Origin of the sequence: Pseudonocardia oroxyli, from assembly GCF_900102195.1 — a bacterium.
GTDB lineage: Bacteria > Actinomycetota > Actinomycetes > Mycobacteriales > Pseudonocardiaceae > Pseudonocardia > Pseudonocardia oroxyli.
Genome location: NZ_FNBE01000007.1, coordinates 200,055 through 225,350, shown reverse-complemented (window position 1 = coordinate 225,350; position 25,296 = coordinate 200,055). Strand labels below are relative to the sequence as shown.

Sequence of the window (25,296 nt, the reverse complement as noted above, 5' to 3'; positions counted from 1 at the left end):
TGACGGGCAGCACATCGCGTCACGGTCCCGGGGGCGCCGGTGTCTCGGGGGTATGAGCGCACAGCAGCAGGTCATCGTCCTCGGCGGGGGCTACGCGGGCACCCTCGCCGCCAACCGCCTGGCCCCCCACGCCGCCGTCACGGTCGTGAACCCGCGGCCCGAGTTCGTGCAGCGGATCCGACTGCACCAGCTGGTCGCCGGCACCCACGACGCGACGGTCGACCTGGGGCGGATGCTGGCCGACGGCGTCCGGCTCGTGGTCGACGAGGCGGTGCGGATCGACGCCGCCGCCCGCCGGGTCGAGCTCGTCGGGCAGACGCTCGACTACGACCACCTCGTCTACGCGGTGGGCAGCGGGGTCACGGTGCCCGAGCACGCCTACTCGGTCGCCGAGCTGGAGGACGCGCAGAAGCTGCGCGTCGCGCTCGGGGCCGGGCCGGTGACGATCGTCGGGGGTGGGCTGACCGGCGTCGAGACGGCCGCCGAGCTGGCCGAACAGGGGCACCCGGTCACCCTGGTCGGCGCGCTCGCCCCCAGCCTGTCGGAGAACGGCAGGGGGCGGGTCGCGGCCAGGCTGCGGGGCCTCGGCGTGACGCTGCTCGTGGGACACGTGGACGACGTGCGGCCCGGGGAGGTCGTCGTGGACGGGGTGCCGCGGCCGAGCGCGGTCACGATCTGGACGGCCGGGTTCGGGGTACCCCAGCTCGCCGCGCGCAGCGGCCTGCGGACCGACGAACCGGGTCGGCTGCTCACCGACGAGACCCTGACCAGCCTCGACGACGACCGGATCGTCGCCGCCGGGGACTCGGCCGCGCCGTCGGGACGGCCGCTGCGGATGAGCTGCCAGGCCGCGCTGCCCCTGGCCCAGCACGCCGCCGACACCGTGCTGGCCCGGATCGCCGGCACCGAACCCGGCGTGATCGACCCGGCGTTCGTGGGGCAGTGTGTCAGCCTCGGCAGGCACGCGGGCGCGATCCAGGTGGCACGCCGGGACGACACCCCGACCGACACCGTGATCGGCGGGCGGCCCGCCGCGTGGATCAAGGAGGCGGTGTGTCGCAGCACGGTGTGGGCGGTGCGCAGAGGGGCGAGCCCGACGCTGAAGGGCGGGTACCGGAAGACGCTCGTCCCGTGACCCACGCGGAGCGCTTCACCGCACTGCGGCCCCTGCTGTTCACCATCGCCTACGAGATCCTCGGCTCGGCCGCCGAGGCGGACGACGTCCTGCAGGAGAGCTACCTGCGCTGGGCGGACGTCGACCTGGAGGTGGTCCGGGACGACAAGTCCTACCTCGCGCGGGTCGTCACCCGGCAGGCGTTGAACGCGCTGCGGACCTCGGCGCGGCGGCGCGAGGAGTACGTGGGGCCGTGGCTGCCGGAGCCCGTCCAGACGGTCGGGGTCGACGGCGCGGACACCGACGTCGTGCTGGCCGAGTCGGTCTCCATGGCCATGCTCGTGGTCTTGGAGACCCTCGGCCCGGACGAACGCGCGGTGTTCGTGCTGCGCGAGGTGTTCGGGTTCGACCATGCCGAGATCGCGGAGGCCGTGGGCAGGCCGGTGGCGACCGTCCGCCAGATCGCCCACCGTGCCCGGGAGCACGTGCACGCGCGGCGCAAGCGGTACGAGCCGGTGGAGGCCGCGCGGGTCACCGAGCGCTTCCTGGCGGCGGCGGCCGGCGGGGACGTCGAGTCGCTGATGGCGTTGCTGGCGCCCGACGTCGTCTGGACGGCGGACGGCGGCGGCAAGCTCAGCGCCGCGCGCCGCCCGGTCGTCGGCGCGCAGCGGGTGCTGGCGCTGCTGGGCGGCATGCTCCGGATGAGCGAGACCGTGGCGGGCCTGCGGTTCGAGTCGGTGCTGAGCAACGGTGCGCCCGCGGTCGTGGTGCACTCCGCCGCGCGGCTGGAGGGGGTCTTCCTCTTCGAGGTCGCCGACGGCCTGATCACGCACGTCTACGCCGTCCGCAACCCGGACAAGCTCGCCGACTTCGGGTCGCCGCGCCGGGTGAGCCGCTGACCCGATCGGCGACGCGTTCCCGCGGGTGGGCCGAGCGGCTACGGTGCGCTCCATGCAGCTGGTCGGCCGCGCGTCCGAGCTGGCCGCGCTGCGCCGGATGGCCGCGGCGCCCGGGCCGCGGCTGGTCCTGGTCGAGGGCGAGGCGGGGATCGGCAAGACCAGCCTGGTCCGCGAGCTCGGCGCCGCTCGGTGGGCCTACGGCGTGGACGAGGGCGCGCCCCCGCTGTGGCTGTGGCGCCAGCTCGTGCCCGATGTCCGGCCGGACGCGGCGGGTGACCGGTTCGCCCTGGTCGGCGAGCTGCGGGCGGCGTTGGCCGGTGGGGGCCTCCTGGTCGTGGACGACGTCCAGTGGGCCGACGAGCCCTCGCTCCTCGTGCTGCACCGGCTGCTGCGGGCTGGCGCCCCGGTCGTCGTGTGCGCCACCCGGCGGACCGGCGAGTCGGGGGCCGGGTGGGATCGGGTGGGCCCCGACCTGCTCAGCGGTCCCGACGTCGCACGGCTCGCGGTGGGTGGGCTCCCGGACGAGGCCGCGGCCGACCTGGTCCGCGCGGTCGCGGCGACGGGCGACGCGGGCGCGGGGCCGGTGGCGGAACCGGCCGCGGAACCGGCCGCGGACACGACCGACGTGGCGTGGGCCGTGCGGGTCGGCGGGGGCAACCCGTTGTTCCTGCGTGAGCTGGCGCGGTCGTCCCCCGCGGCGGTCGGGCGCAGCATGGGCGGGGTCGGGGACGTGATCACCGCGCGGGTCCGCAGGCTCGACGCGCCGGTGCAGCGGCTGCTGCGGGCGGCGTCGTTGCTGGCCGAGGACGTCGAGCTCACGGTGGTGGCGCGGCTGCTCGACGAGCCCACCGTGGCCTGCCTGCCCGCGGTGAGCGCGGCGTTGGCGGCCGGGCTGCTGGTCGACTCCGGCGGCGGCCGGTTCCGCTTCGCCCACGGACTGGTCCGCACGGTGCTCGCCGCGCAGACCCCGCTGCAGGAGGCCGTGGTCCTGCACCTGCGCGCGGCCGAGGCCCTCGAGGACCTGCACCGGCACGGGCTGTCCGCGGTGTCCGCGGACATCGCGCGGCACCGGGCCGCCGTCGCCGTCGTGGGGGACCGGGCGCCTGCCGTCGCGTGGGCCCGCCGCGCCGCCGAGGACGCCACCCGGGCGCTGGCCCACGAGGAGGCGGCGCGCCTCTACCGCTCCGCCCTGGACTGCGGTGGAGCCGCACTCCCCCCGGCCGAGCGGGCGGAGTCGCTCCTCGGGCTGGCCGCCGCCGAGGCCGCGGCCGGGCGGCATCCGGAGACGCTCGCGGCCTGCCGGGAGGCCGTCGACCTCGCGCCGGAGCTCGTCGCCCGCGCCGCCCTGCTCCTCGAGGCCATCGGCGAGCGGGACCGCGACCGCACGGTGGAGACGTGGTGCGTGCGGGCGCTCGCGACCGCCACGGGCGCGGTGCGGGTCCGCCTCCTCGCCCGCCTCGCGGAGGCGCGGTACTACGGCGGCGACGTCGAGGGCGCCCGTGCCCCCGCCGCCGAGGCAGTGGCCGCGGCCGCGGAGGACTCGCGGCAGTCGGTGGAGGCGCGCGTCGCGGCCCTGCGGGCTCGGCAGCTCACCTGCAGCGGGCCCGAGTTCTCGGGCGAACGGGCCGGGCTCGCCGCACAGATGACCGCGTTGGGCGAGGACTGCGGGCGCCCGGACGTCGAGCTGTGGGGCAGGCTGTGGACGGTCGACGTGCTGTTCGAGCGCGGCGACCTCGGCGGCATCGAGGTCGAGCTGACTCGGCTGCGCTCCTGTGTGGAGCGGCGCCCCGGTCCGCTCCCGCGCTGGCACCTGCTCGTCGCGACCGCGGCCCTCGCCCAGGCCCGGGGTGACCTCGCGACCGCGCGCGAGCTCGGCGAGGAGGCGTTCGCCCTGCTCGATGCGTTGGGGCACCCGGCCGCGACCGGTGCGTTCCTCAGCCTGCTGGGCGGGCTGGGCCGCCACGCCGGGCACTCCCCGGACGTCGCTGCGCCGGTGATCGACGACGTCGGCGAGGTGCGGGCCCAGCTGTTCGCGCGGCTGGGGCCCGCGGTCGCACTCGTCGAGAGTGGACGGACCGCGGAGGCGGCGCGGCTGTACCGGCTGACCGGCCCGCCGCGGGAGTGGGAGATCCCGCCGTACTTCCGCGTGCAGGCCCTCGCCGTGGGGGCACAGATCGCGGTGGGCCTGGGCCTCCCGGCGGACGTCGCCTGGTTCGTCGAGGCGCTGGCGCCGTATGCGGACGGGCACGTGGTCGGCGGGGCGGGGGCCGCGAACTACCTCGGTCCGGTCGCCTTGATCCTGGGCAGCTGCGCCGCCGCCCTGGGCGATCTCGACGGCGCGGTCCAGCACCTGACGGCCGCGCTGGCCACGAGCGAGCGCATCGGCGCGCCCGGGTTCGCCGTCGAGGCGGCCTGCGAGCTCGGCGCCGTCCACCTGCGGCGTGGGGACCCGGCGGGTCGCCTGCTGCTCACCCGGGCGCGCCCCACCGCCGTCGAGCTGGGGATGGCGCCGTGGACGGCGCGGATCGACGAGCTGCTCAGCCGGGACGGCGGCCCGCTCACCGCGCGCGAGCGCGAGGTCGCCGAGCTGGTCGCGCAGGGCTGGTCGAACCGGGAGATCGCCGCTGCGCTGGTGCTCTCCGAGCGGACCGTCGGCAACCACGTCCAGCACATCCTGACCAAGCTCGGGGTGTCGAACCGGGGTCGGATCGCGGCCTGGATGAGTAGTGGGATGAGTAGTTCGCCCGACGCCCGGCGGCCCGCCCCTCCCTAGCGTCCTCCCTGGTCGAACGAGGGGGACACCATGACCTACATCCACATCGCGCGGACGCCCGGGATGGGCCTGGACGGCTACGAACGGGTCCGGCGCGAACTCGGTCCCGAGAACGGGGCGGGGAACCTGAGCCACCGGGTCGGCGTCGTCGACGGCGTCCTGGTGATCGTCGACGAGTGGGAGTCGCGCGCCCACGCGGACCGGTTCGCGGCCGAGCGACTCTTCCCCGCCTTCGAACGGGCCGGGGTCCTGCCGCAGGCGGCCACGGACGTCACCGCGTTCGAGGCGGTGGCGCGGTGACCGCGCGGATCGGCGTCGCGGTCACCGGGCTGGCGACGCTCTACACGGTCGCGTTGCTGGTGGGCATGCCCGACCCGGACTGGGCCTACCTGGCCCGTGTGCTGGTCCACCTCGGGGAGCTGGCCGTGCTGCTCGCGGTCGTCGGCTCCGGCGCGGCCGGGCGGAGGGGGCTCGGTCGCGCCGGGGCCGCGCTCGCGGGCCTCGGGCTGGTGGGGCTGGCGGTCGGCGAGGCGACCACCCTGGCCGCGCCCGCGACCGCGGACCTGTTGTTCATGATCTCCCCGAACCTCGTCGGGCTGGGGATGATCCTGCTCGGCATCGCGGTCGTGCTCGAACGGCGGTGGACGGGGTGGGCCCGTGTCGTGCCGCTGGCGCTGGGGATCGCGGTGTTCGTGGTGCTGACCCCGCTGATCATCGTGTCCGGTGGGCCGCCTGCGCCCGCCGCCGTCGTCGGGCTGCTCGTGTGGGAGGTGTTGTGGGTGGCCTGCGGGGTCGCGGCGCTCACCCGCGCGCCTACCCCAGCTGCGGCCTGATCTCGGTCTGGAACCGGCCGAACAGCTCCCGGGCCTCCGCCGCGCTACCGCGGATGCCCGGGACGAGCAGCTCGTCCATCCCGGCCTCCTGCCACCGTCCGATGGTGTCGACGATCTCCGCGACGGACCCGGCCACCACGACGGGTCCCTGGACGTCCTCGGCCTTGCCGTCGATCATGAAGACGGCCTGGGTGGAGCGGCGGATCTCCTTCGGGTCCCGGCCGATCCGGGCGCAGTGCTCGTCGAGCACGGCGGACTTGTGGGCGAAGACCTCGGGGGTGGACCAGCAGTTCCACTCGTCCGCCCAACGGGCCACCACGCCGAGCATGCGCTGCTCGCCGGAGGCGCCGATCATCACGGGGACCCGGTGCTCCACGGGCACGCGCGGGGCGTCGGAGATCGTGTAGTGGGTGCCGTCCAGTGTGGTGCGGTCGGTGCGGAGGAGGCCGTCGAGCACGGCGAGGCTCTCCTCGAAGCGGTCGATCCGGGTGCGGATCGGGCCGAGCTCGATGCCGTAGGCGGCGTGTTCGTTGAGCTGCCAGCCCGCACCGACGCCGAGGACGAGGCGCCCGCCGGACAGGTCCGACGTCGTCGCCGCGATGCCGGCGAGCACGGCCGGGTGCCGGTAGGTGATCCCGGCGACCATGCTGCCCAGCCGCACCCGGGGGACGGCCGTGGCCAGCCCGGCGAGCAGCGAGAAGCACTCCCGCATCGCACGGTCCGACCGCTCCTCGGTCCCCGTGTTCGCCATGAAGTGGTCGGCCACCCACAGCCCGTCGTAACCGAGGGCCTCGGCCTCGCGGCCGACAGCCACGACGTCCGACGCCGACCAGGTGGTCCCCAACCAGGCACTGACAGCGAGAGTCATGCCCTCAGCAGATCACGCCAGGAGCGTCGACGCGTGGTCGGGAACCTCACGGGCGAGCTCGCGCGGCGGCCGGACGTAGCCGCGGCCCTTCGGCCGCTCGGGGATGGTGAGCACCTGCTGGGGCACCGGCTGCCACGGGATGGTGTCCAGCAGGTGGGCGATCATGTTCAGCCGGGAGCGGCGCTTGTCCTCGGACTCCACGATCGTCCAGGGGGCGACCTCGGTGTCCGTGTGCACCAGCATGTCGTCCTTCGCCTGGGAGTAGTCGTCCCAGCGGGAGATCGACTCCAGGTCCATCGGGGAGAGCTTCCACTGCTTGAGCGGGTTGGTCAGCCGCTCGCGGAAGCGCTTCTCCTGCTCCTGCGGGCTCACCGAGAACCAGTACTTGCGCAGCAGGATCCCGTCCTCGACCAGCATCTCCTCGAACGCCGGGCACTGGCGCAGGAACCGCTTGTACTCCTCGGGGGTGCAGAACCCCATGACCCGCTCGACACCCGCGCGGTTGTACCAGGACCGGTCCATCAGCACGATCTCCCCGGCAGCCGGCAGGTGCTCCACGTAGCGCTGGAAGTACCACTGGGTCTTCTGTCGCTCCGTCGGCGCGGGCAGCGCCACGACGCGCGCGACGCGGGGGTTGAGGTTCTCCGTGACCCGCTTGATCGCCCCGCCCTTGCCCGCGGCGTCCCGGCCCTCGAAGATCACGACGACCCGGGTCCCGGTGGCCTTCACCCATTCCTGCAGCTGCACCAGCTCGCCCTGCAGGCGCAGCAGCTCCGCCTCGTAGATCTCCTTGGGGAACCGCTTGGGCGTCTTCTTGGCCATGGCGCACTCTCCCACCCACCCCGTGAGCGGCAATAGTCGCCATAGCGACGATCGCCGCTCACGGGTCCTAGGGTGGGTGGGTGTTCGAGGATCTGCGGGCGCGGCTGCGGGCCACGCGCTGGCCGGAGGGCGACGGGCCCGGCGTGGACGTCGGGCTGCTGCGCGAGCTGTGCGACTACTGGGCGGACGGGTTCGTGTGGCCGGTGCCCGCGCTCGAGGAGCTGCCGCGCACCCGCGTCGAGGTCGGGGGCCTGGGCATCCACCTCGTGCACGCGCGCAGCGGCCGCTTCCCGCTGCTGCTCGCGCACGGCTGGCCGGACTCGTTCTGGCGGTACGCGAAGGTCGTGCCGCTGCTCGCCGAGGAGTTCGACGTCGTCGTGCCCGACATGCCCGGGTTCGGCTACTCGGACATCCCCGCGACCCCGCTGAGCTCGGTCGACGTCGCCGCGCTGTGGGCGGAGCTGATGACCACGCTCGGCTACGAGCGCTTCGCCGTGGCGGGCGGTGACGTCGGCAGCGCCGTGGCCCGCTTCCTCGCGCTCGACTTCCCGGACCGGGTGGTCGCGGTGCACCGGATGGACGCGGGGCTCTCGCCCGCGACCGCCGACCCGGCCCCCCTGACGGAGGCGGAGCAGGCGTGGCAGCGGGAGGTCGCGGCCTGGAGCGCCGTCGAGGGCGGGTACGGGCTGATGCACCGGACCAAGCCCCAGACGGCCGCCGTCGGGCTCACCGACTCACCCGCCGGGCTGGCGGCGTGGATCGTCGAGAAGCTGGTGTCCTGGGGCGACGGGGCCATGAGCCGGGACGACATGCTCGCCGATCTCACGATCTACTGGGAGACGGGCACGATCGGCTCCTCGATGCGGATGTACGCGGCCAACGGCGCGATCCCGCCCGCGCAGCTCGCCCGGCGCGTCGAGGTGCCGTCCGGGTTCTCGCTGTTCGGCGGGGACGTCCTGCCGCCGCCCCGCTCCTGGCTGGAACGCACCACGAACCTGGTCCGCCTGACCCATCCGCCGCGCGGGGGCCACTTCGCCCCCGTCGAGCAGCCCGAGCGCTACGCCCAGGAGCTGCGCGAGTTCTTCGGGAGCATCGGTGCGTAGCGCGCGCGGTGACGCGCTGACGGCCCGGCAGCTGGAGGCGATCCTGGCGTTGCGGGTGGCGGTGTTCGTCGTCGAGCAGGACTGTCCGTACCAGGAGGTCGACGGGCGGGACACCCTGCCGACGACCTGGCACGTGTGGACCGGGGACGTCGACGCCTGCCTGCGCGTGCTCACCGAACCGGACGGCACCCGGCGGATCGGCCGGGTGTGCACGGCCGAGAAGGCCCGCGGGAGCGGCCTGGCCGCCGCGCTCATGCGCGCCGCGCTGGTCGAGATCGGAGACGCCCCCTCCGTCCTCGACGCCCAGACCTACGCCCGCGGCTTCTACGAGCGGTTCGGCTTCGCGGCGATCGGCGCGGAGTTCGACGAGGACGGCATCCCGCACATCAGGATGGTGCGCGCCGCGCGTACGAGCGGATGACCAGCCCGGTCGACAGGCCGTGCAGGACGATGCTCGCCACGACCGTCACCACGGTCACGGCGAGGACCAGCTCGGTCTCGGGGCCCTGCAAGTCCACGACGGCGAGCAGTCCGAAGACCAGCGTCGCGATGCCGCGCGGGCCCAGCCAGCCCAGGACCAGCCGGTCCCGGGGCGCGATCGTGGTGCCCGCCAGCGAGAGCGCCACCGGGGCGATCCGGGCGACCGTGAGCGCCACCAGCGCGAACACCACGACCTGCCAGGTGATCGAGCCGATCGCGAGGGTCCGGTTCACGATGGCGCCGAACACGAACCACAGGGCCAGCGACAGCAGCTCCCCGACGTCCTCGGTCAGGTGCAGGGTCCCCGCGGGCAGGGTGCGTGCCGCGGGCTCGAACAGCACCCCGGCGACGAACGCGGCCACGAAGCCGTTGCCGCCCAGCACCACCGCGGTGCCGTAGGCGAGCAGCGGCAGGGCGAGCACCCCGATCCGCAGCGCGGACGGCGACGTCCAGCCCGCGTCCAGCACCCGGCGCAACAGGCGCGCCGCCACCCACCCGATCACCACGCCGACGGCGACGGCGATGACCAGGGACGGGACCGCGTCCAGCACCGCGTGGGTCACGTCCTCCGCCTCGGCGGACGTGGCCACGGCGAGGGCGATGAGGAAGACGGGGGCGACCAGGCCGTCGTTGAGCCCGCTCTCGGTGTTGACCAGCGCGCGCAGCCGTTCCGGCACCCGCCGGTCCCGGACGAACGCCGCCGCGGGGGCGAGGTCGACGGGCATCACGACCGTCGCGAGGACGAGCAGGAGCCAGAGCCCGGTGCCGTCGAACAGCAGCACCCCCGCGACCCAGGCGAGCGCGAGGGACAGCGGCAGCGCGATCAGCAGCAGCCGCAGGGTGAGCCGCGGCTCGCGGCCCAACACCCCGCCCGGGACCTCGGTGGCGTCGAGGAAGAGCAGGATCGCCAGGACGACCTCGACGATGTGCTCGGCCTGGCCGACCACGCCGTCCGGCGCGCCGAACCCGAGATCGAAGACGAACACCGGGGCCGGGCCCGCGGTGAGCAGGACCCCCGCCACCAGCATGGCCAGCGGCATGGTGACGCTGAACCGGGCGAGCCTGCCCGCCACGAGCGCCCAGGCCAGCAGGATCACCATGATGACGACGAGGGCGAGCACGCTGAACCGCTCGGGCGCCCCGTCCGTGTCGTTACCAGGCGGCGCGTCATCGGGAGGGTGGAGCCATGATCCACACACGGCGGTCCACGATGGTCTGGCAGGTGCTGAGCGCGGTGGCGCTGCTCGCGATGGGCGGACTGCACCTGTGGCTGGTGTTCCACGGCACCGGCGGCATCCTCGGGATCCTGTTCGTGCTCAACGCGATCGGCGGGCTGGTCCTCGCCCTCGCGGTGCTCCTGACCCGGGGCAGGCTGCTGCAGGTCGCCAGCGTGCTCGGCCTGCTGTTCCTCGCCGGCACCCTGTTGGCGCTGGTCCTGGCGCTCACCGTGGGCCTGTTCGGGATCCGGTCGTCGCTGGGGTACGACCTCGCCCTGGAGACCCTGGTCGTGGAGTCCGTCGGCGTGGTGATCCTGCTGGTCACCACCGCGACGGTGCTGCGGCCTGGAAGGGCTTAGCGCCGCACTAGGGTTCGGTGGGTGGCGCAGTCGTGGGCCAGCTCGCCGGGGGTGCGGCGGAGCATGCGGTCGAACAAGGGGCGCGATACCGGGCCCGAGCTCGCCCTGCGCTCCGCGGTGCACGCGCTCGGCCTGCGGTACCGGGTCAACGCACGGCCGTTGAAGGGGGTCCGCCGCACCGCCGACCTGGTGTTCTCCCGCGCTCGGGTCGCGGTGTTCCTGGACGGGTGCTTCTGGCACGGCTGCCCCGAGCACCACACCGTCGCGAAGACGAACGGTGAGTTCTGGGCGCGGAAGGTCTCCGAGAACCGGCGCCGGGACCGCGACACCGACGCGAAGCTGGCCGAGGCGGGCTGGCGCAGCGTGCGGGTCTGGGAGCACGAGGACCCCGTGGTGGCCGCCGAGCGGGTCCGGGCCGCGGTGCGCTAACGGACCTGGCCGTTCGACCGTGGCCGAAGCGCGATCCCGCACGCAGAATGGTGGGAGGAGCCGAGTCGGGAGGTCACCGTGGGCGAGGTCCATCCGTTGCGTGTCGTGGCACAGCGTCCGGTCGTGGACGGCACCGTGCTCTCCTCCGACGAGCTCCGAGCCCAGGTCAAAGCCCTGCAGGACGGGCGGGAGGAGCAGGTCGACGAGGCCCGCTCCGAGCTGGCCGAGAGCCTGGCGAACCTGGACCGGGGCCTGCAGGCCCTGCGGGCCAGGCTGGTCGCGAAGGCCGCGCACGCCGCGAAGGTCGCGGGCGGGGTGGCGGCGGTGGGCGTCGGTGTGGTCGCCGCGGTCTGGCTCGTCGCTAGGTCAGAATCCTGAGCAGCTCGCGGTGGTCGGAGATCATGTGGTCCGGCACCGTGTCGTGGTAGGTCTGCTCGCCCTGGCCGGACACGAACATCACCGTCGGCATGCCCGCCCGACGGGCGCCGAAGACGTCTCGGTGCATGTCGTTGCCCACGTAGAGGACGTGCTCGGGGGCCAGCCCCAGCTCGGCGCACACCAGCGTGAACAGCCGCGGATCGGGCTTGCGGTACCCGTGGTCCCCCGAGACGACGACGGGTGAGAACCGCTCCAGCAGACCCACCTGGTGCAGCTCGGCGCGGGCCCACGCGTGCTGTCCGTCCGTGACGATGGCGAGCGGGAACCGGGCCGAGAGCGCCTCGAGCACCTCGTCGACGCACGGGTAGAGCTGCAGGCGGCGCCGCGAGATCCCGCGGTACTGCTCGGCGAGGAAGAGCGGCAGCTCCGCCCGCCGGGTCGCGGGCAGGGCGGCGGTGAAGGCGGTGCCGTGCTCGACGAGCATGCGCTCGAAGATCGCGACGACGTCGAACTCCGGGTACTCCTCGGCGCTGGCCGAGCGCTGCTCGTCCAGGTAGCGGAAGTACAGGTCGCGGACCTCGCCGCGGCGCAGGTCCACCCCGGCGTAGGTCAGGGTGTGGCCGAGCGCGCGGTAGATCTGCTCGTCGTGCTCGTCGGTGAGGATGTCGACGAGGGTGCCGTTGACGTCGAAGGCGACCGCCTGGACGTTCACGGAGACGGAGCCTACGGGGTCGCCCCTCAGCACGACACCGCCTGGAGGAGTTCGCGGGCCCGCCCCACCAGTCTCCCCGCGTAGGAGTGCGGGAGGTAGTCGTTGCGCGCGATCCGAAGCATGTTCTGCGCCATGTAGAAGGGCAGCCGTCGGGTGATCGACGCGAACGCCGCGTGGCGGTCCGGGAAGTGGCAGCTGTACTCCCAGAGGAAGTGCCCGATGAACGGCTCGGCGCGGTACGGGTCGCCGGTGCCGCGCAGGAAGGCGTGCTGCAGCTCGCCCGCCAACCGGCCGACGTCGAACATCCGGTCCCCGCGCTTCATCCGCTCCAGGTCGATCACGCCGACGTTCTGCCCGCCGCCGAACAGGAAGTTGGCCGGGGTCGCGTCGCCGTGCAGCCAGACCGCCTGGTCCGCCCACATGTGCCCGCGCTCGGCCCACAGCCCGCCGAGCCAGCGCAGCTCGTCGGTCTCCCAGCCGCCGATCCGGCCGCGCTCGGTGAGCACCCGCAGCTGGTCGTCCAGATAGGACACGTCCGCGGCGAAGTCCACGGGCCCGCCCGCCGTGCGGTTGTGCTGGGTGGCGAGGTACCAGGCCAGCGCGGTCAGCCGCCGTCGCAGCAGCCTGCCGTCTCCGCCCACCGCCCGGTCGATCGCCCGGATCAGCAGGTCGCCCCGGTAGTACTCCAACGCCAGGACGCAGTTGATGTCCCGCTCCCAGGCGAGCGGCCGGACGACGTGGTGCGGCGAGCCGACCAGCGAGTACCCGCGCAGCGTGCGGTAGCCCTCGTACTCGCACCCGGCCGTCCACGCCGCCTTGTCCCGGTCCCAGCCGAAGCGCGGACCGAAGAACTTGCAGACCAGCCGGGTGCCGGTGCCGGTCTCCTCGTACGCGTAGACCTCGTTGGAGCCGCTGAGCCGGTGCACGCGGAAGACCGGGTACGGCGTGCGCACACCCAGCCGCTCTCGCAGGACCCGGTCCAGGAACCCGTGCAGCGGGTCCTGCGCGGACACGAAGCCGACGAACCGTCCGTCCACCGAAGATCCTCCGAGGGGAGAGATCCCAGTGAATCACCGGTGTCGTGGGGTGGTCCATCAGCGGAACGGAGATTTAACGAGCAAGGGTGACGCGGTCGGCGGGCGAGGTGGCGCAGGCCCCCGCGCCGGGACCACTACGCTCCGCCCGGTGAGTGACGACGAACGCATCGCCCTGTTCCTCGACTACGAGAACCTGGCGATCGGGGCGCGGGACGGACTCGGGGTCTCGCCCTTCGACCTCGGCCCGGTGGCGGACGCGCTGGCCGAGCGCGGGCGGGTCGTCACCCGGCGCGCCTACGCGGACTGGTCGTTCTTCGACGAGGACCGCAGGCTGCTCGTCCGCCAGCAGGTGGAGCTCATCGAGCTGCCGCAGCGGATGGGCGTGGGCCGCAAGAACGCCGCGGACATCAAGATGGCCGTCGACGCGATCGAGCTGGCCTACGAGCGGGGCTTCATCACCACGTTCGCGATCGGCACCGGGGACTCGGACTTCACCCCGCTGGTGCACAAGCTGCGCGAGATGGACAAGCGGGTGATCGGGATCGGGGTGCAGTCCTCGACGTCCGCGCTGCTCCCGCCCGCCTGCGACGAGTTCCTGTTCTACGACCGCCTGCCGGGGGTCGACGCCGAGCCCAGACCGCGCCGGAGCCGCGCGAAGCCGCAGACCAAGCCCGCCCCGCAGCCCGAACCGGAGCCCGAGCCCGCGCAGGAGCCCGAGGAGGCGGAGGAGACCCGGGAGGTCGACGTCGCCAAGCTCGTGGCCAGCACGCTCGCCGGGCTGCAGCGCCACGCCGACGGGCCGATCCTGGGCTCCCGGCTCAAGCGGGCGATCCTGCGCAAGGACCCGACGTTCGACGAGGGCGACTACGGCTCACGCGGGTTCGGCGAGCTGCTGCGCACCCTCGAACAGCAGGGCGTGGTGGTGCTGACCCAGGGTTCGGCGGCCGGCGATCCCGCCGTCGACTTCCCCGAGCACGGGCCGGACGCCGAGGCGTTCGCGCTGCTCACCGACGTCGTGCGGGAGATGGGGCGGCCCCAGCTGTCCGGGCTGAAGGACCGGTTGCGCAAGCGGAGCCCGGACTTCAGCGAGAAGCGCTACGGGTTCGGCAGCTTCTCCGCCTTCGTCCGCGCCGCGAGCGCCCGCGGCCTGGTGCAGATGGAGTTCTCCGAGGACCTGGGCGACTGGGTCCTCTCCCTGCCCTGACCACGCATCATGGAGCCACGACCGTCGTCTGGAGCCCTGATCTCGACAGTCGTGGCTCCCTGATGCAGGGGTCGGGTGGAGTTCAGGCCGCGCTCTGGGCGAACTCCTTGCCGGTGGCCGCGGCCTGCTGGTGGGCCTTCTCGCGCACCTCGGCGGCGAGCGGGCGCAGCGCCGCCATGGCCTCGACGGTGTCGGCCAGGGTCAGCTCCGCCTCGACGACCGTGACGGCGCCGCCCCAGACGTCCGCGAAGATGCGGGAGAGCCACCCGATGCCGTGGTCCCAGCCCTCGCGCGGGGTGCCCGCGCCGTAGCCGCCGCCACGTGCGACGACGATCGCGACCGGGCGACCGGCCAGCGGGTTCTCCACGCCCGCGGCGAAGCGCGGGTCGGTGATCACGACGTCGATCCAGGTCTTGAGGTGCTGGGAGACGCCGAAGTTGTAGAGCGGGGCGCCGACCACGATCGAGTCGGCGCGGAGCAGCTCGTCGACGAGCTCCTTCGCCGTGGCGACGGCGGTCTTCTGCGCCTCCGAACGCTGGTCCTCCGGGGTGTAGCCGGCGAAGGCGGCGGTCGCCCACAGGTCGGCGGGCAGCGGCTGGGTGCCCAGGTCGCGGCGGATGACGGTGCCGCCCGGATGCTGCTCGAGGTAGGCCTTCTCGAGGGTGTCGGTGACCTCGCGGCTCACCGAGCCCTCGGTGCGGATGCTGGTGTCGAGGCGGAACAGGCTCATGAGGGGCTCCTTGTGCTGCGGAGAATATGTTCTGTGAGACAGACTATCTCCACTACAGACGGTTGTCACAACCGCGTACGCTGAGACGGTGACCACTCCGGAGCGCGTCGAGTCCGACCTGGGCTGGGCGCTGGGCCAGGTCACCCGCACGCACATCAAGCACTCCGAGCACGTCCTCGCCGGGCTCCCGGGCGGCCCGCGCGGCTATCTGGTGCTGACGGCCGCGCGCGAGGGCACACCGACCCAGCTCGCGCTCGCGCGCAAGCTCGGGGTCGACCGGACCGTGATGACCTACCTGCTCGACGAGCTGGTCGCGGCCGGGCTGGTCGAGCGCAGGCCGGACCCGGCCGACCGCCGGGCCCGCCAGATCCACCTCACCCCGGCGGGCTGGGGGCAGCTCTGCGAGTACGCGCGGCGGCTGGCCGAGGTCGAGGAGCACCTGCTCGCCCCACTGGCGCCCGCGGAGCAGGACCAGCTGCGCGAGCTGCTGGCCCGGCTCGCCACCGCCGTCCCGGCGGAGGGCAACGCGTGTCAGGTGGCGGAGGACATCAAGGCGGGCCTGGAGATCACGGAGATCACGCGGGGGTGACGGCCTTCGAGCCGTCCGGGGCCACGGCGAACCACTTGCCGTCGGTGCCCTGGCCGGCCGTGGTCGTCAGGCTGCCGTCGTCCTGGGCGTACATGTAGAGCGGCCAGCCCGCCAGGGTGATCTGGCGGGTGCCGTCCGGGCGCTGCAGCACGCCGACCTTGTCCGCGTCGACGCCGAGGAGCTCGGGCTGCTCACCCGCCTCGACCAGCAGCGGCGGCCACTGCGTGGCGCACGCGTCGGTGCAGGCGGTGGCGGACGGGGTGGCCGAGTCGCCGTCGAAACGGTGCAGGACGTGCCCGTCCGCGTTGGTGACGACGACACCGAGCGGGCCGCTCTGCACCGCCCACAGCTGTACGCCGTCCGAGCCGTGGTGCATGCCGCCCATCGACGAGTGGCCCATCCCCTGCATGCCCTGGTCGGCGGCCGGGGCGGCCTGCGGCTGCGCCGGCACGCCGGACCCGCAGGCGGACAGGGCGAGGGCGGCCAGGCCGGCGAGGACCAGCATCTTCAGTCGGCTCACGGGGCACGACGCTAGAACCCCCGCGAGATCGAGACGTCCGAGTCTGAGGGGAGGTTGCCCGGGTGCCGCCGATCCGCGCCGGACGGGAGGCGAGTGGCCCCCGGTTGCTCCGGTCGGAGCAGCCCGGGCCGCCGCTCGCTCTCAGATCGGTTCTCAGGTTCCGCGGTGGGCGGGCGAGCGGTTCACCAGCTCGTCCGCGACCCACCGGGCCACGCCGCCGGGCCACGGCGCGGGCAGCCCGAGGACGATGTGGGAGAAGCCGGCCGCCACGGCCGCGTCGATCGCCTCCCGCGTGGCCTCCGGGGCGTCGTAGGAGACGCCCAGGTGGAGGGAACGGGTGATCGCGGCGGGGTCGCGGCCGATCTCGGCGCAGTAGTCGTCGAGCATCCGGCTGCGCGCGACGCAGTCCGCGAGGTCCCCGCCGGGGATGTTCCACAGGTCCGCGTGCTTCGCGACCACCCGCAGGGTCGCCCGGGCCCGGCCACCGATCATGATCGGCGGCCTGCGCGCGGGCTTGGGGTTGCCGTAGGCCCCGTCGAGGTGCACGTACTCGCCGTGGAAGTCGAACGGTGCGTCCTCGGTCCAGAGCCGCTCGATGACGGTCAGCGCCTCGTCGAGGCTGTCGGTGGCGCGACCGGTGTCGTGGAACGGCAGGCCGTGGGCGGCGTACTCGCGCCGGGCGAGCGGGTGGCTCGGCCGCGACCCGACGCCGATCCCGAAGTCCAGCCGTCCGCCGGACACGGCGTCCACGGTGGTGGCGATCTTGGCGAGCATCGCGGGCGGGCGGAACCGGTTGCTGGTCACGAGGAGACCGAGCCGCAGCCGCCGGGTCCGTGCGGCGAGGGCGGAGAGCAGCGTCCAGCCCTCGAAGATCGGCCCGTCCGGGTCGCCGGCGATCGGCAGCAGGTGGTCGAAGAGCCAGGCGTGCTCGATCTCCGGCACCTCGTCCGCCTCGCGCCAGACCCGCAGGACGTCCGCGTACTCGACCTGCTGGGGTGCGGTCGCGATCCCGAAGCTCGTCATACCGGCGCCTCCGCGGTGTCGGGTCGGTCGGGGTCGGGTGGGCGGTCGTGCACGGTGTCTCCCGTAAGATGATGGAACGTTGTTCCGCTTACGATACGGAACATGGTTCCATTTGTCGAGGGAGGGGCATGGCCAAGCGAGCCGACGCGCGTCGGAACTCCGACGCGGTGCTCGAGGCGGCCGCGGCCGCGTTCGTCGCCGCCGGGGTCGAGGCCCCGGTCCGCGACATCGCGGCACGGGCGGGCGTCGGGGTGGGGACGGTCTACCGGCACTTCCCGACCCGGGCCGACCTCGTCGTCGCCGTGTACCTGCACCAGATCGAGGCGTGCGCGGAGGCGGGGGAGCGGCTGCTCACCGAGGGGCCGACGCCGTTCGCGGCGCTCGCCCGCTGGATCGACCTGTTCGTCGACTTCCTCGTCACCAAGCACGGGCTGGCGGCCGCCCTGCGGGGGGACGACCCGCAGTTCGAGAGCCTGCACAGCCTGTTCCTCGAACGCCTGCTCCCGGTGTGCACGCGGCTCCTGGCGGCCGCGCGGGAGTCCGGCGAGATCCGCACCGAGATCGGCCCCTTCGCCCTGATGTTCGGGGTGGGCAACCTGTGCGCCGGTGCGGGCGTACCGGACTACGACGCCCGGACGCTGGTCTCGACGCTGGTCGCCGGCCTGCGGGCGTGACACCGGCCGGGCCCGGGACGACTCCATGGGAGACCGGGCGGGGAGGCGGGCCCACCCGGCGGCCGTGCGGCCCGTGATCCGTCCGAGTGGGTGCTGACGCGATGACGCTGGTCCTCGACCTGTCGTTCTGGGACACGCTGCTGCTGGCGGGTCTTCGTGATCGTGGTCAGTCTCGGGGCGGGGCGGATCCTCGGGGTGCGCCGCGGGTTCCTGCGGGCGGCCGTCACCGGTCTGCTCGGCACCCTGGTGGGGCTCGCCGTGGCCGCGGCGCTGCTCCCGCCTGCGCCGACGGCGTCGGAGGTGCTGCCCACCGCGTTCGGGTTCGCCCTGCTGGCCGCCATGATCCTCAGCGTCTCGCTGGAGGCGGTCCTGCGCCCGCGCGGCCCGCGGCGGGGCTCGCTGCGGACCCGGGTGCGGACCTTCCTGACGGTCGGCGGGCGGCTGTGGGAGGTCGCCCGGACCGCCCGTCGACACGGGCTCGCCGGGCCGCGGCTGGCCTCCCGGGCCGCGCTGTCCAGTCCGGAGGGGGCGCAGCGGATCCGCCGCTTCCTCGAGGACTGCGGCGGCATGTTCGTGAAGTTCGGCCAGATCGCGTCCACCCGCTCCGACCTGGTGCCCGCGCCGGTCATCGCCGCGCTCGGGGACCTGCAGGCGGACGTCCGCCGGGTGCCGCCCGCGCAGATCCGGGAGCGGCTCGTCGAGGAGCTCGGGCCGGACGAGGTGTTCGCCGAGTTCTCCGCGGAGCCCCTCGCCGCCGCGTCCATCGGCCAGACCCACCTGGCCGTGCTGCCCTCCGGCGAGCCCGTCGTGGTCAAGATCCGGCGCCCGGGCATCGAGGTGTCGGTCGCCCGCGACTCCGCGGTCCTGCGCTGGGCCGCCCGCGCCGCGGCCCGGCGGTCCGCCGCGGCACGCCGGCTCGGGCTCGTCCCGCTCGCCGACGAGCTCATCCGCTCCATCGACGGCGAGCTCAGCTACCTCGCCGAGGCGGCGAGCGCCCGCGCGCTGGCGGAGGCGACCACCGAGCCGGGCATCCGGATCCCGGCCGTGCACACCGAGCTCAGCACCGACGGCGTGCTGGTCCTGGAACGGGTCGACGGGTGTCCGGTCTCCGACGCCGACGCCGTCGAGGCCACCGGCGTCCCCCGCGCCGCGCTGGCGGAGCGGCTGCTCGGCGCCTTCCTCGCCCAGGTCATGACGGCCGGGGTGTTCCACGCCGACCCGCACCCCGGCAACGTCCTGATCGACCCCGAGGGCGTCCTCTGGCTGATCGACTTCGGTGCCGTCGGGATCATCGACCCGGTCAGCATGGACGCGCTGCAGCTGATGGCCGCAGGCCTCGCGACCCGGCAGCCCGCGCTGATCAGCCGGGCGATGCGGGCGTTCGCGCCGGACGCCCCGCCCACCCAGGCGCTCGAGGCCGAGATCAGCCGGGTGCTGAGCGCGCAGCTGCACGCAGGCGGGTTCGACCCGCGCAGCATGCAGGACGTCATCGCGATCATGCAGCACCACCGGATCCCGGTCCCGCCCACGCTCACCCTACTCGGCCGCGCACTGGTCACCCTGGAGGGCACGTTGCGGGCGATCGACCCGCACGTCGACCTGGCCGCGGCCGCCGCCGGGCGGCTCGGCTCGACCGTCGACCTGTCCCCGGAGGGCACCCAGGACGTGGTGCAGCGGGAGTTGGTGCGCAACCTGCCGACCTTGCGGGCGCTGCCGGGCCTGGTCGAGGACGTCGTGCTGCAGCTGCGGGCCGGCAGCGCGCGGCTGCAGGTGGACGCCTTCTCCAACCCCGGCAGCCGGGTCGTGAGCCGCTGGCTCGACCGCGCCACGTTCGCCCTCGTCGGCGCGGTCGGCCTCGTCGCCTCGGCGGTGATGCTGGTGGGCGCGGCCCTGGCCCCGGCGGGCGCCCCCGCGAACACCCTGACCGCGGTCGGCTACATCGGCCTGGTCGTCTCGGCGGTGATGCTCCTGCGCGTGGTCGCGCAGATCTTGCGCCGCGAGGCCGACCCCGACTGACCGGACCGACCGGGTCAGGCGTTGCGGATGGTGAGACCGCCGTCGACCGGGATCACGGCGCCGGTGATGTAGGAGGCCGCGGGCAGCAGGAGCGAGACGGTGATCTGGGCGACCTCCTCCGGCTCGGCGTAGCGGCGCAGGGCGGTGCGGCGGCGGGCGAAGACCTCCGCGGCGGCTGAGCTTCGTGAGACGGGTCATACCCGTCTACTGACCAAACGATCGCTCGGTTTCCGAGGGGCGAGCCCTCAGCGGCCGAACCACAGGCTCGCAGCCAGGCCCAGCCCGGCCAGCCCGATCGCGAGGCGCAGCGGCGTCGCGGGGACCCGGCGGACGAGGGCGGGGCCGACCCGGGAGCCGATCAGCAGGCCTGCGGCCAGCGCGCCCACGGCCGCCCAGTGCACCGGCGCCACGATCGCGAACACGACGGCGGCGACGATGTTCGCCGCGCCGGACGCCACGTTCTTCGCCGCGTTCGACCGGGCCAGGCTCTGCGACCAGGACACCGACAGCAGCGCCAGCATCATCACCCCCGCCGCCGCGCCGAAGTAGCCGCCGTAGAGGGCGACGCCGAACGCCGCCACCAGGGTGAGCGGGCCGAGCCTCGTCGCTGGTGCGGTCTCGGCCGCGTGCCGGGTGGCCCACGCCCGCAGCCGCGGCGCGACCACGAGCAGCACCGAGGCCAGCGCGATGAGCCACGGGACGATCGCCTCGAACGCGTCCGACGGGGTGACCAGCAGCAACGCCCCGCCCGCCGCCCCGCCGACGGCCGTCAGGGCGCACAGCCGCAGCAGCACCGGGCCCTGACCGCGCAGCTCGGGGCGCGAGCCGGCCACCGACCCGGCCGTGGTCCCGATCATCGCGACGGTGTTCGTCACGTTCGCCACGACGGGCGGCAGCCCGACGGCGAGCAGCGCCGGATAGGACACGAGGGACGCGAGCCCCGCGATCGAGCCCGTCAGGCCGCCGCCGATCCCGGCGACGAACAGGAACGCCAGCTGCCAGCCGGTCACGGGAGCGGGGGATCGGACGGCCGGCCCGGGCCCGGGAGGAGTGCACGAGGCATGCCTCCAGCCTCGCGCACGCCGGCCGCGAGGCAGGCGTGAGATCCGTCGCGGCGGGTGCCCCGAGTGGTCGCCGGTCTCCGCGGTGGGGACCCTGTGCGCATGAGGCTCGACCTGAACTCCGATCTCGGGGAGTCCTTCGGCCGCTGGACCCTCGGCGACGACGACGCGATGCTCGGCCTGGTGACCAGCGCGAACGTCGCGTGCGGGTTCCACGCCGGGGACCCGTCGACCCTGCGCCGCACCGTGGCGGCGGCCGCCGGGAACGGCGTCGTCGTCGGGGCGCAGGTCGCCTACCGCGACCTCGCCGGGTTCGGGCGCCGGTTCATCGACGTGCCGCGCGCGGACCTCACCGCGGACGTGCTGTTCCAGCTCGGCGGGCTCGAGGCGATGTGTCGGGTGTCCGGCACCGCGGTGCGGTACGTCAAGCCGCACGGCGCGCTCTACAACGCGACCGTGCACCACGAGGAGCAGGCCGCGGCCGTGGTCGACGCGGTCGCCGAGTACGACGCCGCGCTCCCCGTCCTCGGGCTCCCGGGCTCCGCGCTGCTGCGCGTCGCCGAGGCGCGGGGGCTGCGGGCGGTGCCGGAGTTCTTCGTCGACCGCGGGTACACCCCCGAGGGCGCGCTCGTCCCGCGCGCCGAGGCCGGGGCCCTGCTCCACGACCCCGACGAGGCGACCGAGCGGCTCCTGCGGATGCTCGCCGACGGGGTGGTCCGGGCGGTCGACGGCTCCGACGTGGCCGTGCAGGCCGAGTCGGCCTGCGTGCACGGGGACTCCCCGGGCGCGGTGGCGATGGCGACCGCCGTGCGCGCCGGGCTGGAGCGGGCGGGCGTCGACCTGCGGGGGTTCGTGTGAGGGCGACGCCGTACGGCGACGCGGCGCTCCTGGTCGAGGTCGACGCGGACGAGGACGGGGACCGGGTGATCGCCCTGGCGCAGGCGTGCCGGGCGGCCGACCTGCCCGGCGTGCGGGACGTCGTGCCCGCCGCCCGGACGGTCCTGCTCGTCGCCGAACCCGGAACCGACCTCGGCGGCCTGCGGGCGGCCGTCTCCGCGCTGGACCCGCAGCCGGTCGACGCGCTCGACGTCGACGCCGTGGAGATCCCCGTCGTCTACGACGGGCCGGACCTCGCCGACGTCGCCGAGGCCACCGGGCTGACCGCCGACGAGGTGGTCGCGGCGCACACCGGCACGCCGTGGCGGGTCGCGTTCGGCGGGTTCGCCCCCGGCTTCGCGTACCTGACCGGCGGGGACGCGCGGCTGACCGTGCCGCGCCGCGAGAAGTCCCGGACCACGGTGCCCGCCGGGTCGGTGGGGCTGGCGGGGGGGTACAGCGGGGTGTACCCGCGGTCCTCCCCCGGCGGCTGGCAGCTGATCGGCCGCACGGACGCCGTGCTGTGGGACCTCGACCGGGACCCGCCCGCCCTGCTGCGGCCCGGAGCGGAGGTGCGGTTCGTGGCCGGCCGGGCCGACCGCGTCGGCGAGCCGCGCCCCCGGGCGCGCCCGGACACCCGGGACCCGGCCCTGGACATCCGCGAGACCGGCCCCCTGGCGCTGGCCCAGGACCTCGGTCGCCCCGGGTACGCCGCCCTGGGCGTCGGGCGGTCGGGGGCCGCGGACCGCGCCGCGCTGCGGCTCGGCAACCGCCTCGTGGCCAACGACGACGAGGGCGCCGCGGCGATCGAGGTGCTGCTCGGCGGGCTCGCGGTCCTCGCCCGCCGGGACCTGACGGTCGCGCTCACCGGCGCCCCGGCCCCCGCGACCGTCGACGGACGTCCGGTGGGCCACCACGCGCTGGTCGGCGTCCGAGCGGGGCAGGAGCTCCGGCTGGGTCCGCCGCCGTCGGGCCTGCGGACCTACGTGTGCGTCCGCGGCGGGATCGAAGCCGAGCCGGTGCTGGGCTCGCGGTCGACCGACACCCTGTCGGGCATCGGCCCGGCGCCGCTGGAGCCGGGCGCATCGCTGTCCGTCGGACCCGAGCCGCGGGCCTTCCCGCTGGTCGACGTCGCCCCGGTCCCGGTCCCGCCCGCCGGTCCGGTCACCCTGCGGATCCGGCCCGGTCCGCACGCCGACCTGGCCCGCGGCGACCTGGCGGACACGTGGTGGGAGGCGTCGGGGGAGACCGACCGGGTGGGGATGCGGCTGGCCGGCGGCACGCTGGAGATGGCGGACGGCGTCGGCTCGCTGCCGAGCCAGGGCCTGACCCGCGGCGCGGTGCAGCTGCCGCCGGGCGGCGAGCCGGTGATCTTCCTGGCCGACCATCCCGTGACCGGCGGCTACCCGGTGGTCGCCGTCGTGGCCGACGCCGACGTCGATCGCGCCGCCCAGATCCGGCCCGGGCAGAGCGTGCGCTTGATCCCCTGATGTATGGGTTTGACCCACAAACAAGGGCGGGTAGGTTGGGCACCAGCCGTGCTGGTGAGGCGCCGTACCGGTGGGCGTATCCGCCGGGGGGTCGGTACGACGCCATCGCACGGTCGTGCGGCCCCGGCACCCGTGCCGGGGCCGCTCCCGGAACCGAGTCGGTGGGCGTCGGTAGGCTCGGGCCGTGCCCACGTTGCGCGCGCGCATCGCGTCCTGGTTCGTCCGCCGCCAACTGGCCCGCATGAACGCCAAGGGCCTGGACCTCGGCTCCCTGCTCCCCGACTCCGCCCTCATGCCGCTGCGCCGTGAGGGCCTCGACCCGGTGCCGGAGCTCGCCGCGGCCGCCCCGGTCTCGAAGCTCGACCTCCCCCTGAAGCTGGACGTCTGGCTGGTCACCGGCCGCGACGAGGTCCGGTCGGTCCTGTCCTCGGTGGAGGACTACTCGTCGGACTTCAACCACCTCGCCCGCACCCTCGGCATGGCGGAGACCGAAAACCCCGGTGGCCTGGGCTTCTCCGATCCGCCCGTCCACAGCCGGCTGCGCAAGGTGCTCACCCCCGAGTTCACGATGCGCCGCCTCGCGCGCCTCACCCCGCGGATCGAGGAGATCGTCGCGGAGTGCCTCGACACGATGGACGCCGCGGACGGACCCGTCGACCTCGTCGAGCACTTCGCGCTGCCGATCCCCTCGCTGGTCATCTGCGAGCTGCTGGGGGTGCCGTACTCGGAGCGCGAGGCCTTCCAGGAGGTCGCGACCGCGCGGTTCGACCTGCTCGGCGGCGCCAGCGCCTCACTCGGGGCGATCTCGGACTCGCTGGTCTTCCTGCGCGAGCAGGTCCGCAGGCAGCGCGACCACCCCACCGACGGCCTGCTCGGCATGATCATCCGTGACCACGGCGACCGGGTGGACGACGAGGAGCTCGCCGGCCTCGCCGACGGCGTCCTGACCGGCGGGTTCGAGACCACCGCGTCGATGCTGGCGCTCGGGGCGATCGCGCTGATGGAGGACCCCGAGGCGGCCCGGATCGTCCGGGAGGAGGACGCGGGCCCGGTCGTCGAGGAGCTGCTGCGCTACCTGACGGTGGTGCAGGTGGCCTTCCCCCGGTTCGCGACACGGGACGTGGCTGTCGGCGACACCCTGATCAAGGCGGGCGACGGCGTGATCTGCTCGCTGCTCGCCGCGGACCGCGAAGGCGGGGAGACGTTCGACCCGCACCGCGTCCCCGGCCCGCACTACGCCTTCGGCCACGGCATCCACCGGTGCATCGGCGCCGAGCTGGCCCGCATGGAGCTGCGCGCGGCCTACCCCGCCCTGCTCAACCGCTTCCCGCGGATGCACCTCGCGGTCCCGGCGGACGAGCTGGAGTACCGGGACGCCAGCATCGTCTACGGCGTCGACCGGCTCCCGGTGCACGTCAGGTAGCAGGCTTCGCCGCGTCCAGGAAGCGGCCGAGCAGGGCCCGGCACTGGGCCGCGAGCTCGTCCTGGCGTCCGGCGATCTCCTTGCGGACGGCCTCGAGGTCCACCTCCGCCTCCACCGACGCCAGGAACTCCGGGGACCAGGACTCGGCCCAGGTCTCGAAGACGTCCGGCGTGATCTCCGGGTGGAACTGCAGACCCATGCTGCGGCCGCTGCGGAAGGCCTGCACGCCGGTCTCGTTGCGGGACACCAGCTCCGCGCCGGGCGGCAGGGTGAACGCGTCGTAGTGGAACTCCATCCACCGACGCGCCGGGAGGTCGCCGTCGAGGTCGACGAACCCCCGCTCCGGCTGCGGCGCCAGGGTCACGGTCCCGCCGAGCGCCCGGGACAGCGCCTGCCCGCCGAAGCACACCCCGAAGACCGGGGAGTCGGTGTGGTGCAGGAACTCCAGCTCCGGCGCGAGCCACGGCAGGGTGTCGTCGTAGGCGGCGTGCCGCGACCCCATCACGACGACGACGTCGGCCCCGGGAGCCACGTCGCCCCCGTCGAGGAAGGTCCCGATCCCCACGGAGAACCCGAGCTCCTCCAGCGCGGGCAGGAGCGTGCCGGGCACCCGCCGCTGCCGGACGGGGTCGGTCTCGTGGACGATGATCTGCGCGCGGGCCATGA

Annotated in this window: 27 protein-coding genes and 1 pseudogene; 17 read left to right on the top strand and 11 right to left on the bottom strand. The window is 74.4% G+C overall.

Annotated elements, in window-relative coordinates; translation table 11 throughout:
- Nucleotides 1-52 precede the first annotated feature (52 nt).
- The 5 genes from BLS43_RS13140 to BLS43_RS13120 are packed head-to-tail and all read left to right on the top strand — an operon-like array spanning nucleotide 53 to nucleotide 5,619.
- A complete protein-coding gene (locus BLS43_RS13140) occupies nucleotides 53-1,135 on the top strand; it encodes an NAD(P)/FAD-dependent oxidoreductase (protein ID WP_093083418.1) in 1,083 nt (360 codons plus the stop codon).
- On the top strand, nucleotides 1,132-2,013 hold the full coding sequence (locus BLS43_RS13135; RefSeq protein WP_093083415.1) for an RNA polymerase sigma-70 factor: 882 nt from the start codon (nucleotides 1,132-1,134) through the stop codon (nucleotides 2,011-2,013). The genes BLS43_RS13140 and BLS43_RS13135 overlap by 4 nt, the downstream gene beginning before the upstream one ends.
- 52 nt (nucleotides 2,014-2,065) lie before the next feature.
- The gene (locus BLS43_RS13130; RefSeq protein WP_093083412.1) at nucleotides 2,066-4,786 is read left to right on the top strand and encodes an ATP-binding protein; all 2,721 of its coding nucleotides are present in this window, start codon (nucleotides 2,066-2,068) and stop codon (nucleotides 4,784-4,786) included.
- Between the two features lie 30 nt (nucleotides 4,787-4,816).
- The gene (locus BLS43_RS13125) at nucleotides 4,817-5,086 is read left to right on the top strand and encodes a hypothetical protein (protein ID WP_093083409.1); all 270 of its coding nucleotides are present in this window, start codon (nucleotides 4,817-4,819) and stop codon (nucleotides 5,084-5,086) included.
- On the top strand, nucleotides 5,083-5,619 hold the full coding sequence (locus BLS43_RS13120; RefSeq protein ID WP_093083406.1) for a hypothetical protein: 537 nt from the start codon (nucleotides 5,083-5,085) through the stop codon (nucleotides 5,617-5,619). Before BLS43_RS13125 ends, BLS43_RS13120 begins: the two co-directional genes overlap by 4 nt.
- Here the strand turns inward: BLS43_RS13120 and BLS43_RS13115 are convergent.
- Nucleotides 5,600-6,487: an LLM class flavin-dependent oxidoreductase gene (locus BLS43_RS13115; RefSeq protein ID WP_093083403.1), complete on the bottom strand. Its 888-nt coding sequence runs from the start codon at nucleotides 6,485-6,487 to the stop codon at nucleotides 5,600-5,602. The genes BLS43_RS13120 and BLS43_RS13115 overlap by 20 nt on opposite strands.
- A 12-nt stretch (nucleotides 6,488-6,499) precedes the next feature.
- Entirely contained in the window at nucleotides 6,500-7,309 is an 810-nt protein-coding gene (gene ppk2 / locus BLS43_RS13110) for a polyphosphate kinase 2 (RefSeq protein WP_093083400.1), read from the bottom strand.
- Between the two features lie 80 nt (nucleotides 7,310-7,389).
- On the opposite strand from ppk2, the gene BLS43_RS13105 reads away from it, so the two are divergent.
- Nucleotides 7,390-8,412, top strand: a complete 1,023-nt coding sequence (locus BLS43_RS13105; RefSeq protein ID WP_093083396.1) for an epoxide hydrolase family protein — start codon at nucleotides 7,390-7,392, stop codon at nucleotides 8,410-8,412.
- Complete coding sequence (locus tag BLS43_RS13100) at nucleotides 8,405-8,833, top strand: GNAT family N-acetyltransferase (protein ID WP_093083393.1); 429 nt, start codon at nucleotides 8,405-8,407, stop codon at nucleotides 8,831-8,833. The genes BLS43_RS13105 and BLS43_RS13100 overlap by 8 nt, the downstream gene beginning before the upstream one ends.
- On the opposite strand, the gene BLS43_RS13095 is transcribed toward BLS43_RS13100, so the two are convergent.
- Entirely contained in the window at nucleotides 8,799-10,013 is a 1,215-nt protein-coding gene (locus tag BLS43_RS13095; protein ID WP_093083390.1) for a cation:proton antiporter domain-containing protein, read from the bottom strand. The genes BLS43_RS13100 and BLS43_RS13095 overlap by 35 nt on opposite strands.
- A 65-nt stretch (nucleotides 10,014-10,078) precedes the next feature.
- On the opposite strand from BLS43_RS13095, the gene BLS43_RS13090 reads away from it, so the two are divergent.
- From BLS43_RS13090 to BLS43_RS13080, 3 genes are all read left to right on the top strand, one after another.
- Nucleotides 10,079-10,468 carry a hypothetical protein gene (locus tag BLS43_RS13090; protein ID WP_093083386.1) on the top strand — a complete coding sequence of 130 codons (390 nt, stop codon included), beginning with the start codon at nucleotides 10,079-10,081 and terminating at the stop codon, nucleotides 10,466-10,468.
- Between the two features lie 21 nt (nucleotides 10,469-10,489).
- Nucleotides 10,490-10,897, top strand: a complete 408-nt coding sequence (locus BLS43_RS13085; RefSeq protein WP_425438540.1) for a very short patch repair endonuclease — start codon at nucleotides 10,490-10,492, stop codon at nucleotides 10,895-10,897.
- Nucleotides 10,898-11,020: 123 nt separating this feature from the next.
- On the top strand, nucleotides 11,021-11,275 hold the full coding sequence (locus BLS43_RS13080; RefSeq protein WP_143030029.1) for a hypothetical protein: 255 nt from the start codon (nucleotides 11,021-11,023) through the stop codon (nucleotides 11,273-11,275).
- Here BLS43_RS13080 and BLS43_RS13075 read toward each other — a convergent pair.
- On the bottom strand, nucleotides 11,259-11,987 hold the full coding sequence (locus BLS43_RS13075; protein WP_093083377.1) for an HAD family hydrolase: 729 nt from the start codon (nucleotides 11,985-11,987) through the stop codon (nucleotides 11,259-11,261). The genes BLS43_RS13080 and BLS43_RS13075 overlap by 17 nt on opposite strands.
- Before the next feature lie 26 nt (nucleotides 11,988-12,013).
- Nucleotides 12,014-13,024 carry a phosphotransferase gene (locus BLS43_RS13070; protein WP_218129806.1) on the bottom strand — a complete coding sequence of 337 codons (1,011 nt, stop codon included), beginning with the start codon at nucleotides 13,022-13,024 and terminating at the stop codon, nucleotides 12,014-12,016.
- 148 nt (nucleotides 13,025-13,172) lie between these two features.
- On the opposite strand from BLS43_RS13070, the gene BLS43_RS13065 reads away from it, so the two are divergent.
- Nucleotides 13,173-14,228: a PIN domain-containing protein gene (locus BLS43_RS13065; protein ID WP_093083375.1), complete on the top strand. Its 1,056-nt coding sequence runs from the start codon at nucleotides 13,173-13,175 to the stop codon at nucleotides 14,226-14,228.
- A gap of 82 nt (nucleotides 14,229-14,310) precedes the next feature.
- On the opposite strand, the gene BLS43_RS13060 is transcribed toward BLS43_RS13065, so the two are convergent.
- Nucleotides 14,311-14,958, bottom strand: a complete 648-nt coding sequence (locus BLS43_RS13060) for an FMN-dependent NADH-azoreductase (RefSeq protein ID WP_093083372.1) — start codon at nucleotides 14,956-14,958, stop codon at nucleotides 14,311-14,313.
- An 88-nt stretch (nucleotides 14,959-15,046) separates the two neighbouring features.
- On the opposite strand from BLS43_RS13060, the gene BLS43_RS13055 reads away from it, so the two are divergent.
- The gene (locus tag BLS43_RS13055) at nucleotides 15,047-15,547 is read left to right on the top strand and encodes a MarR family winged helix-turn-helix transcriptional regulator (RefSeq protein ID WP_093083369.1); all 501 of its coding nucleotides are present in this window, start codon (nucleotides 15,047-15,049) and stop codon (nucleotides 15,545-15,547) included.
- On the opposite strand, the gene BLS43_RS13050 is transcribed toward BLS43_RS13055, so the two are convergent.
- Entirely contained in the window at nucleotides 15,534-16,067 is a 534-nt protein-coding gene (locus BLS43_RS13050; protein ID WP_093083367.1) for a COG4315 family predicted lipoprotein, read from the bottom strand. The two genes, BLS43_RS13055 and BLS43_RS13050, sit on opposite strands and share 14 nt — an antisense overlap.
- A gap of 153 nt (nucleotides 16,068-16,220) precedes the next feature.
- Nucleotides 16,221-17,090 carry an LLM class flavin-dependent oxidoreductase gene (locus tag BLS43_RS13045; RefSeq protein WP_093083364.1) on the bottom strand — a complete coding sequence of 290 codons (870 nt, stop codon included), beginning with the start codon at nucleotides 17,088-17,090 and terminating at the stop codon, nucleotides 16,221-16,223.
- 128 nt (nucleotides 17,091-17,218) lie between these two features.
- Here BLS43_RS13045 and BLS43_RS13040 point away from each other — a divergent pair, with 128 nt between their 5' ends.
- Both BLS43_RS13040 and BLS43_RS13035 read left to right on the top strand, forming a co-directional pair.
- Nucleotides 17,219-17,764 (top strand): TetR/AcrR family transcriptional regulator, encoded by a 546-nt coding sequence (locus BLS43_RS13040; protein WP_093083361.1) that lies wholly within the window; start codon nucleotides 17,219-17,221, stop codon nucleotides 17,762-17,764.
- Nucleotides 17,765-17,920: 156 nt separating this feature from the next.
- On the top strand, nucleotides 17,921-19,780 hold the full coding sequence (locus BLS43_RS13035) for an ABC1 kinase family protein (protein WP_218129805.1): 1,860 nt from the start codon (nucleotides 17,921-17,923) through the stop codon (nucleotides 19,778-19,780).
- A gap of 14 nt (nucleotides 19,781-19,794) precedes the next feature.
- Here BLS43_RS13035 and BLS43_RS13030 read toward each other — a convergent pair.
- A pseudogene (locus BLS43_RS13030) lies at nucleotides 19,795-19,935 on the bottom strand (SDR family oxidoreductase); the annotation flags it as partial.
- A 90-nt stretch (nucleotides 19,936-20,025) separates the two neighbouring features.
- Nucleotides 20,026-20,790: a sulfite exporter TauE/SafE family protein gene (locus BLS43_RS13025; RefSeq protein ID WP_093083358.1), complete on the bottom strand. Its 765-nt coding sequence runs from the start codon at nucleotides 20,788-20,790 to the stop codon at nucleotides 20,026-20,028.
- A gap of 153 nt (nucleotides 20,791-20,943) precedes the next feature.
- On the opposite strand from BLS43_RS13025, the gene BLS43_RS13020 reads away from it, so the two are divergent.
- The 3 genes from BLS43_RS13020 to BLS43_RS13010 all read left to right on the top strand — a co-directional run bounded on the left by BLS43_RS13020 (nucleotide 20,944) and on the right by BLS43_RS13010 (nucleotide 24,630).
- Nucleotides 20,944-21,699 (top strand): LamB/YcsF family protein, encoded by a 756-nt coding sequence (locus BLS43_RS13020; RefSeq protein ID WP_093083355.1) that lies wholly within the window; start codon nucleotides 20,944-20,946, stop codon nucleotides 21,697-21,699.
- On the top strand, nucleotides 21,696-23,207 hold the full coding sequence (locus tag BLS43_RS31875; protein ID WP_093083352.1) for a 5-oxoprolinase subunit B/C family protein: 1,512 nt from the start codon (nucleotides 21,696-21,698) through the stop codon (nucleotides 23,205-23,207). Before BLS43_RS13020 ends, BLS43_RS31875 begins: the two co-directional genes overlap by 4 nt.
- A gap of 184 nt (nucleotides 23,208-23,391) precedes the next feature.
- Complete coding sequence (locus BLS43_RS13010) at nucleotides 23,392-24,630, top strand: cytochrome P450 (protein WP_425438539.1); 1,239 nt, start codon at nucleotides 23,392-23,394, stop codon at nucleotides 24,628-24,630.
- Here the strand turns inward: BLS43_RS13010 and BLS43_RS13005 are convergent.
- The gene (locus BLS43_RS13005) at nucleotides 24,623-25,294 is read right to left on the bottom strand and encodes a type 1 glutamine amidotransferase (RefSeq protein ID WP_093083350.1); all 672 of its coding nucleotides are present in this window, start codon (nucleotides 25,292-25,294) and stop codon (nucleotides 24,623-24,625) included. The two genes, BLS43_RS13010 and BLS43_RS13005, sit on opposite strands and share 8 nt — an antisense overlap.
- Nucleotides 25,295-25,296 lie beyond the last annotated feature (2 nt).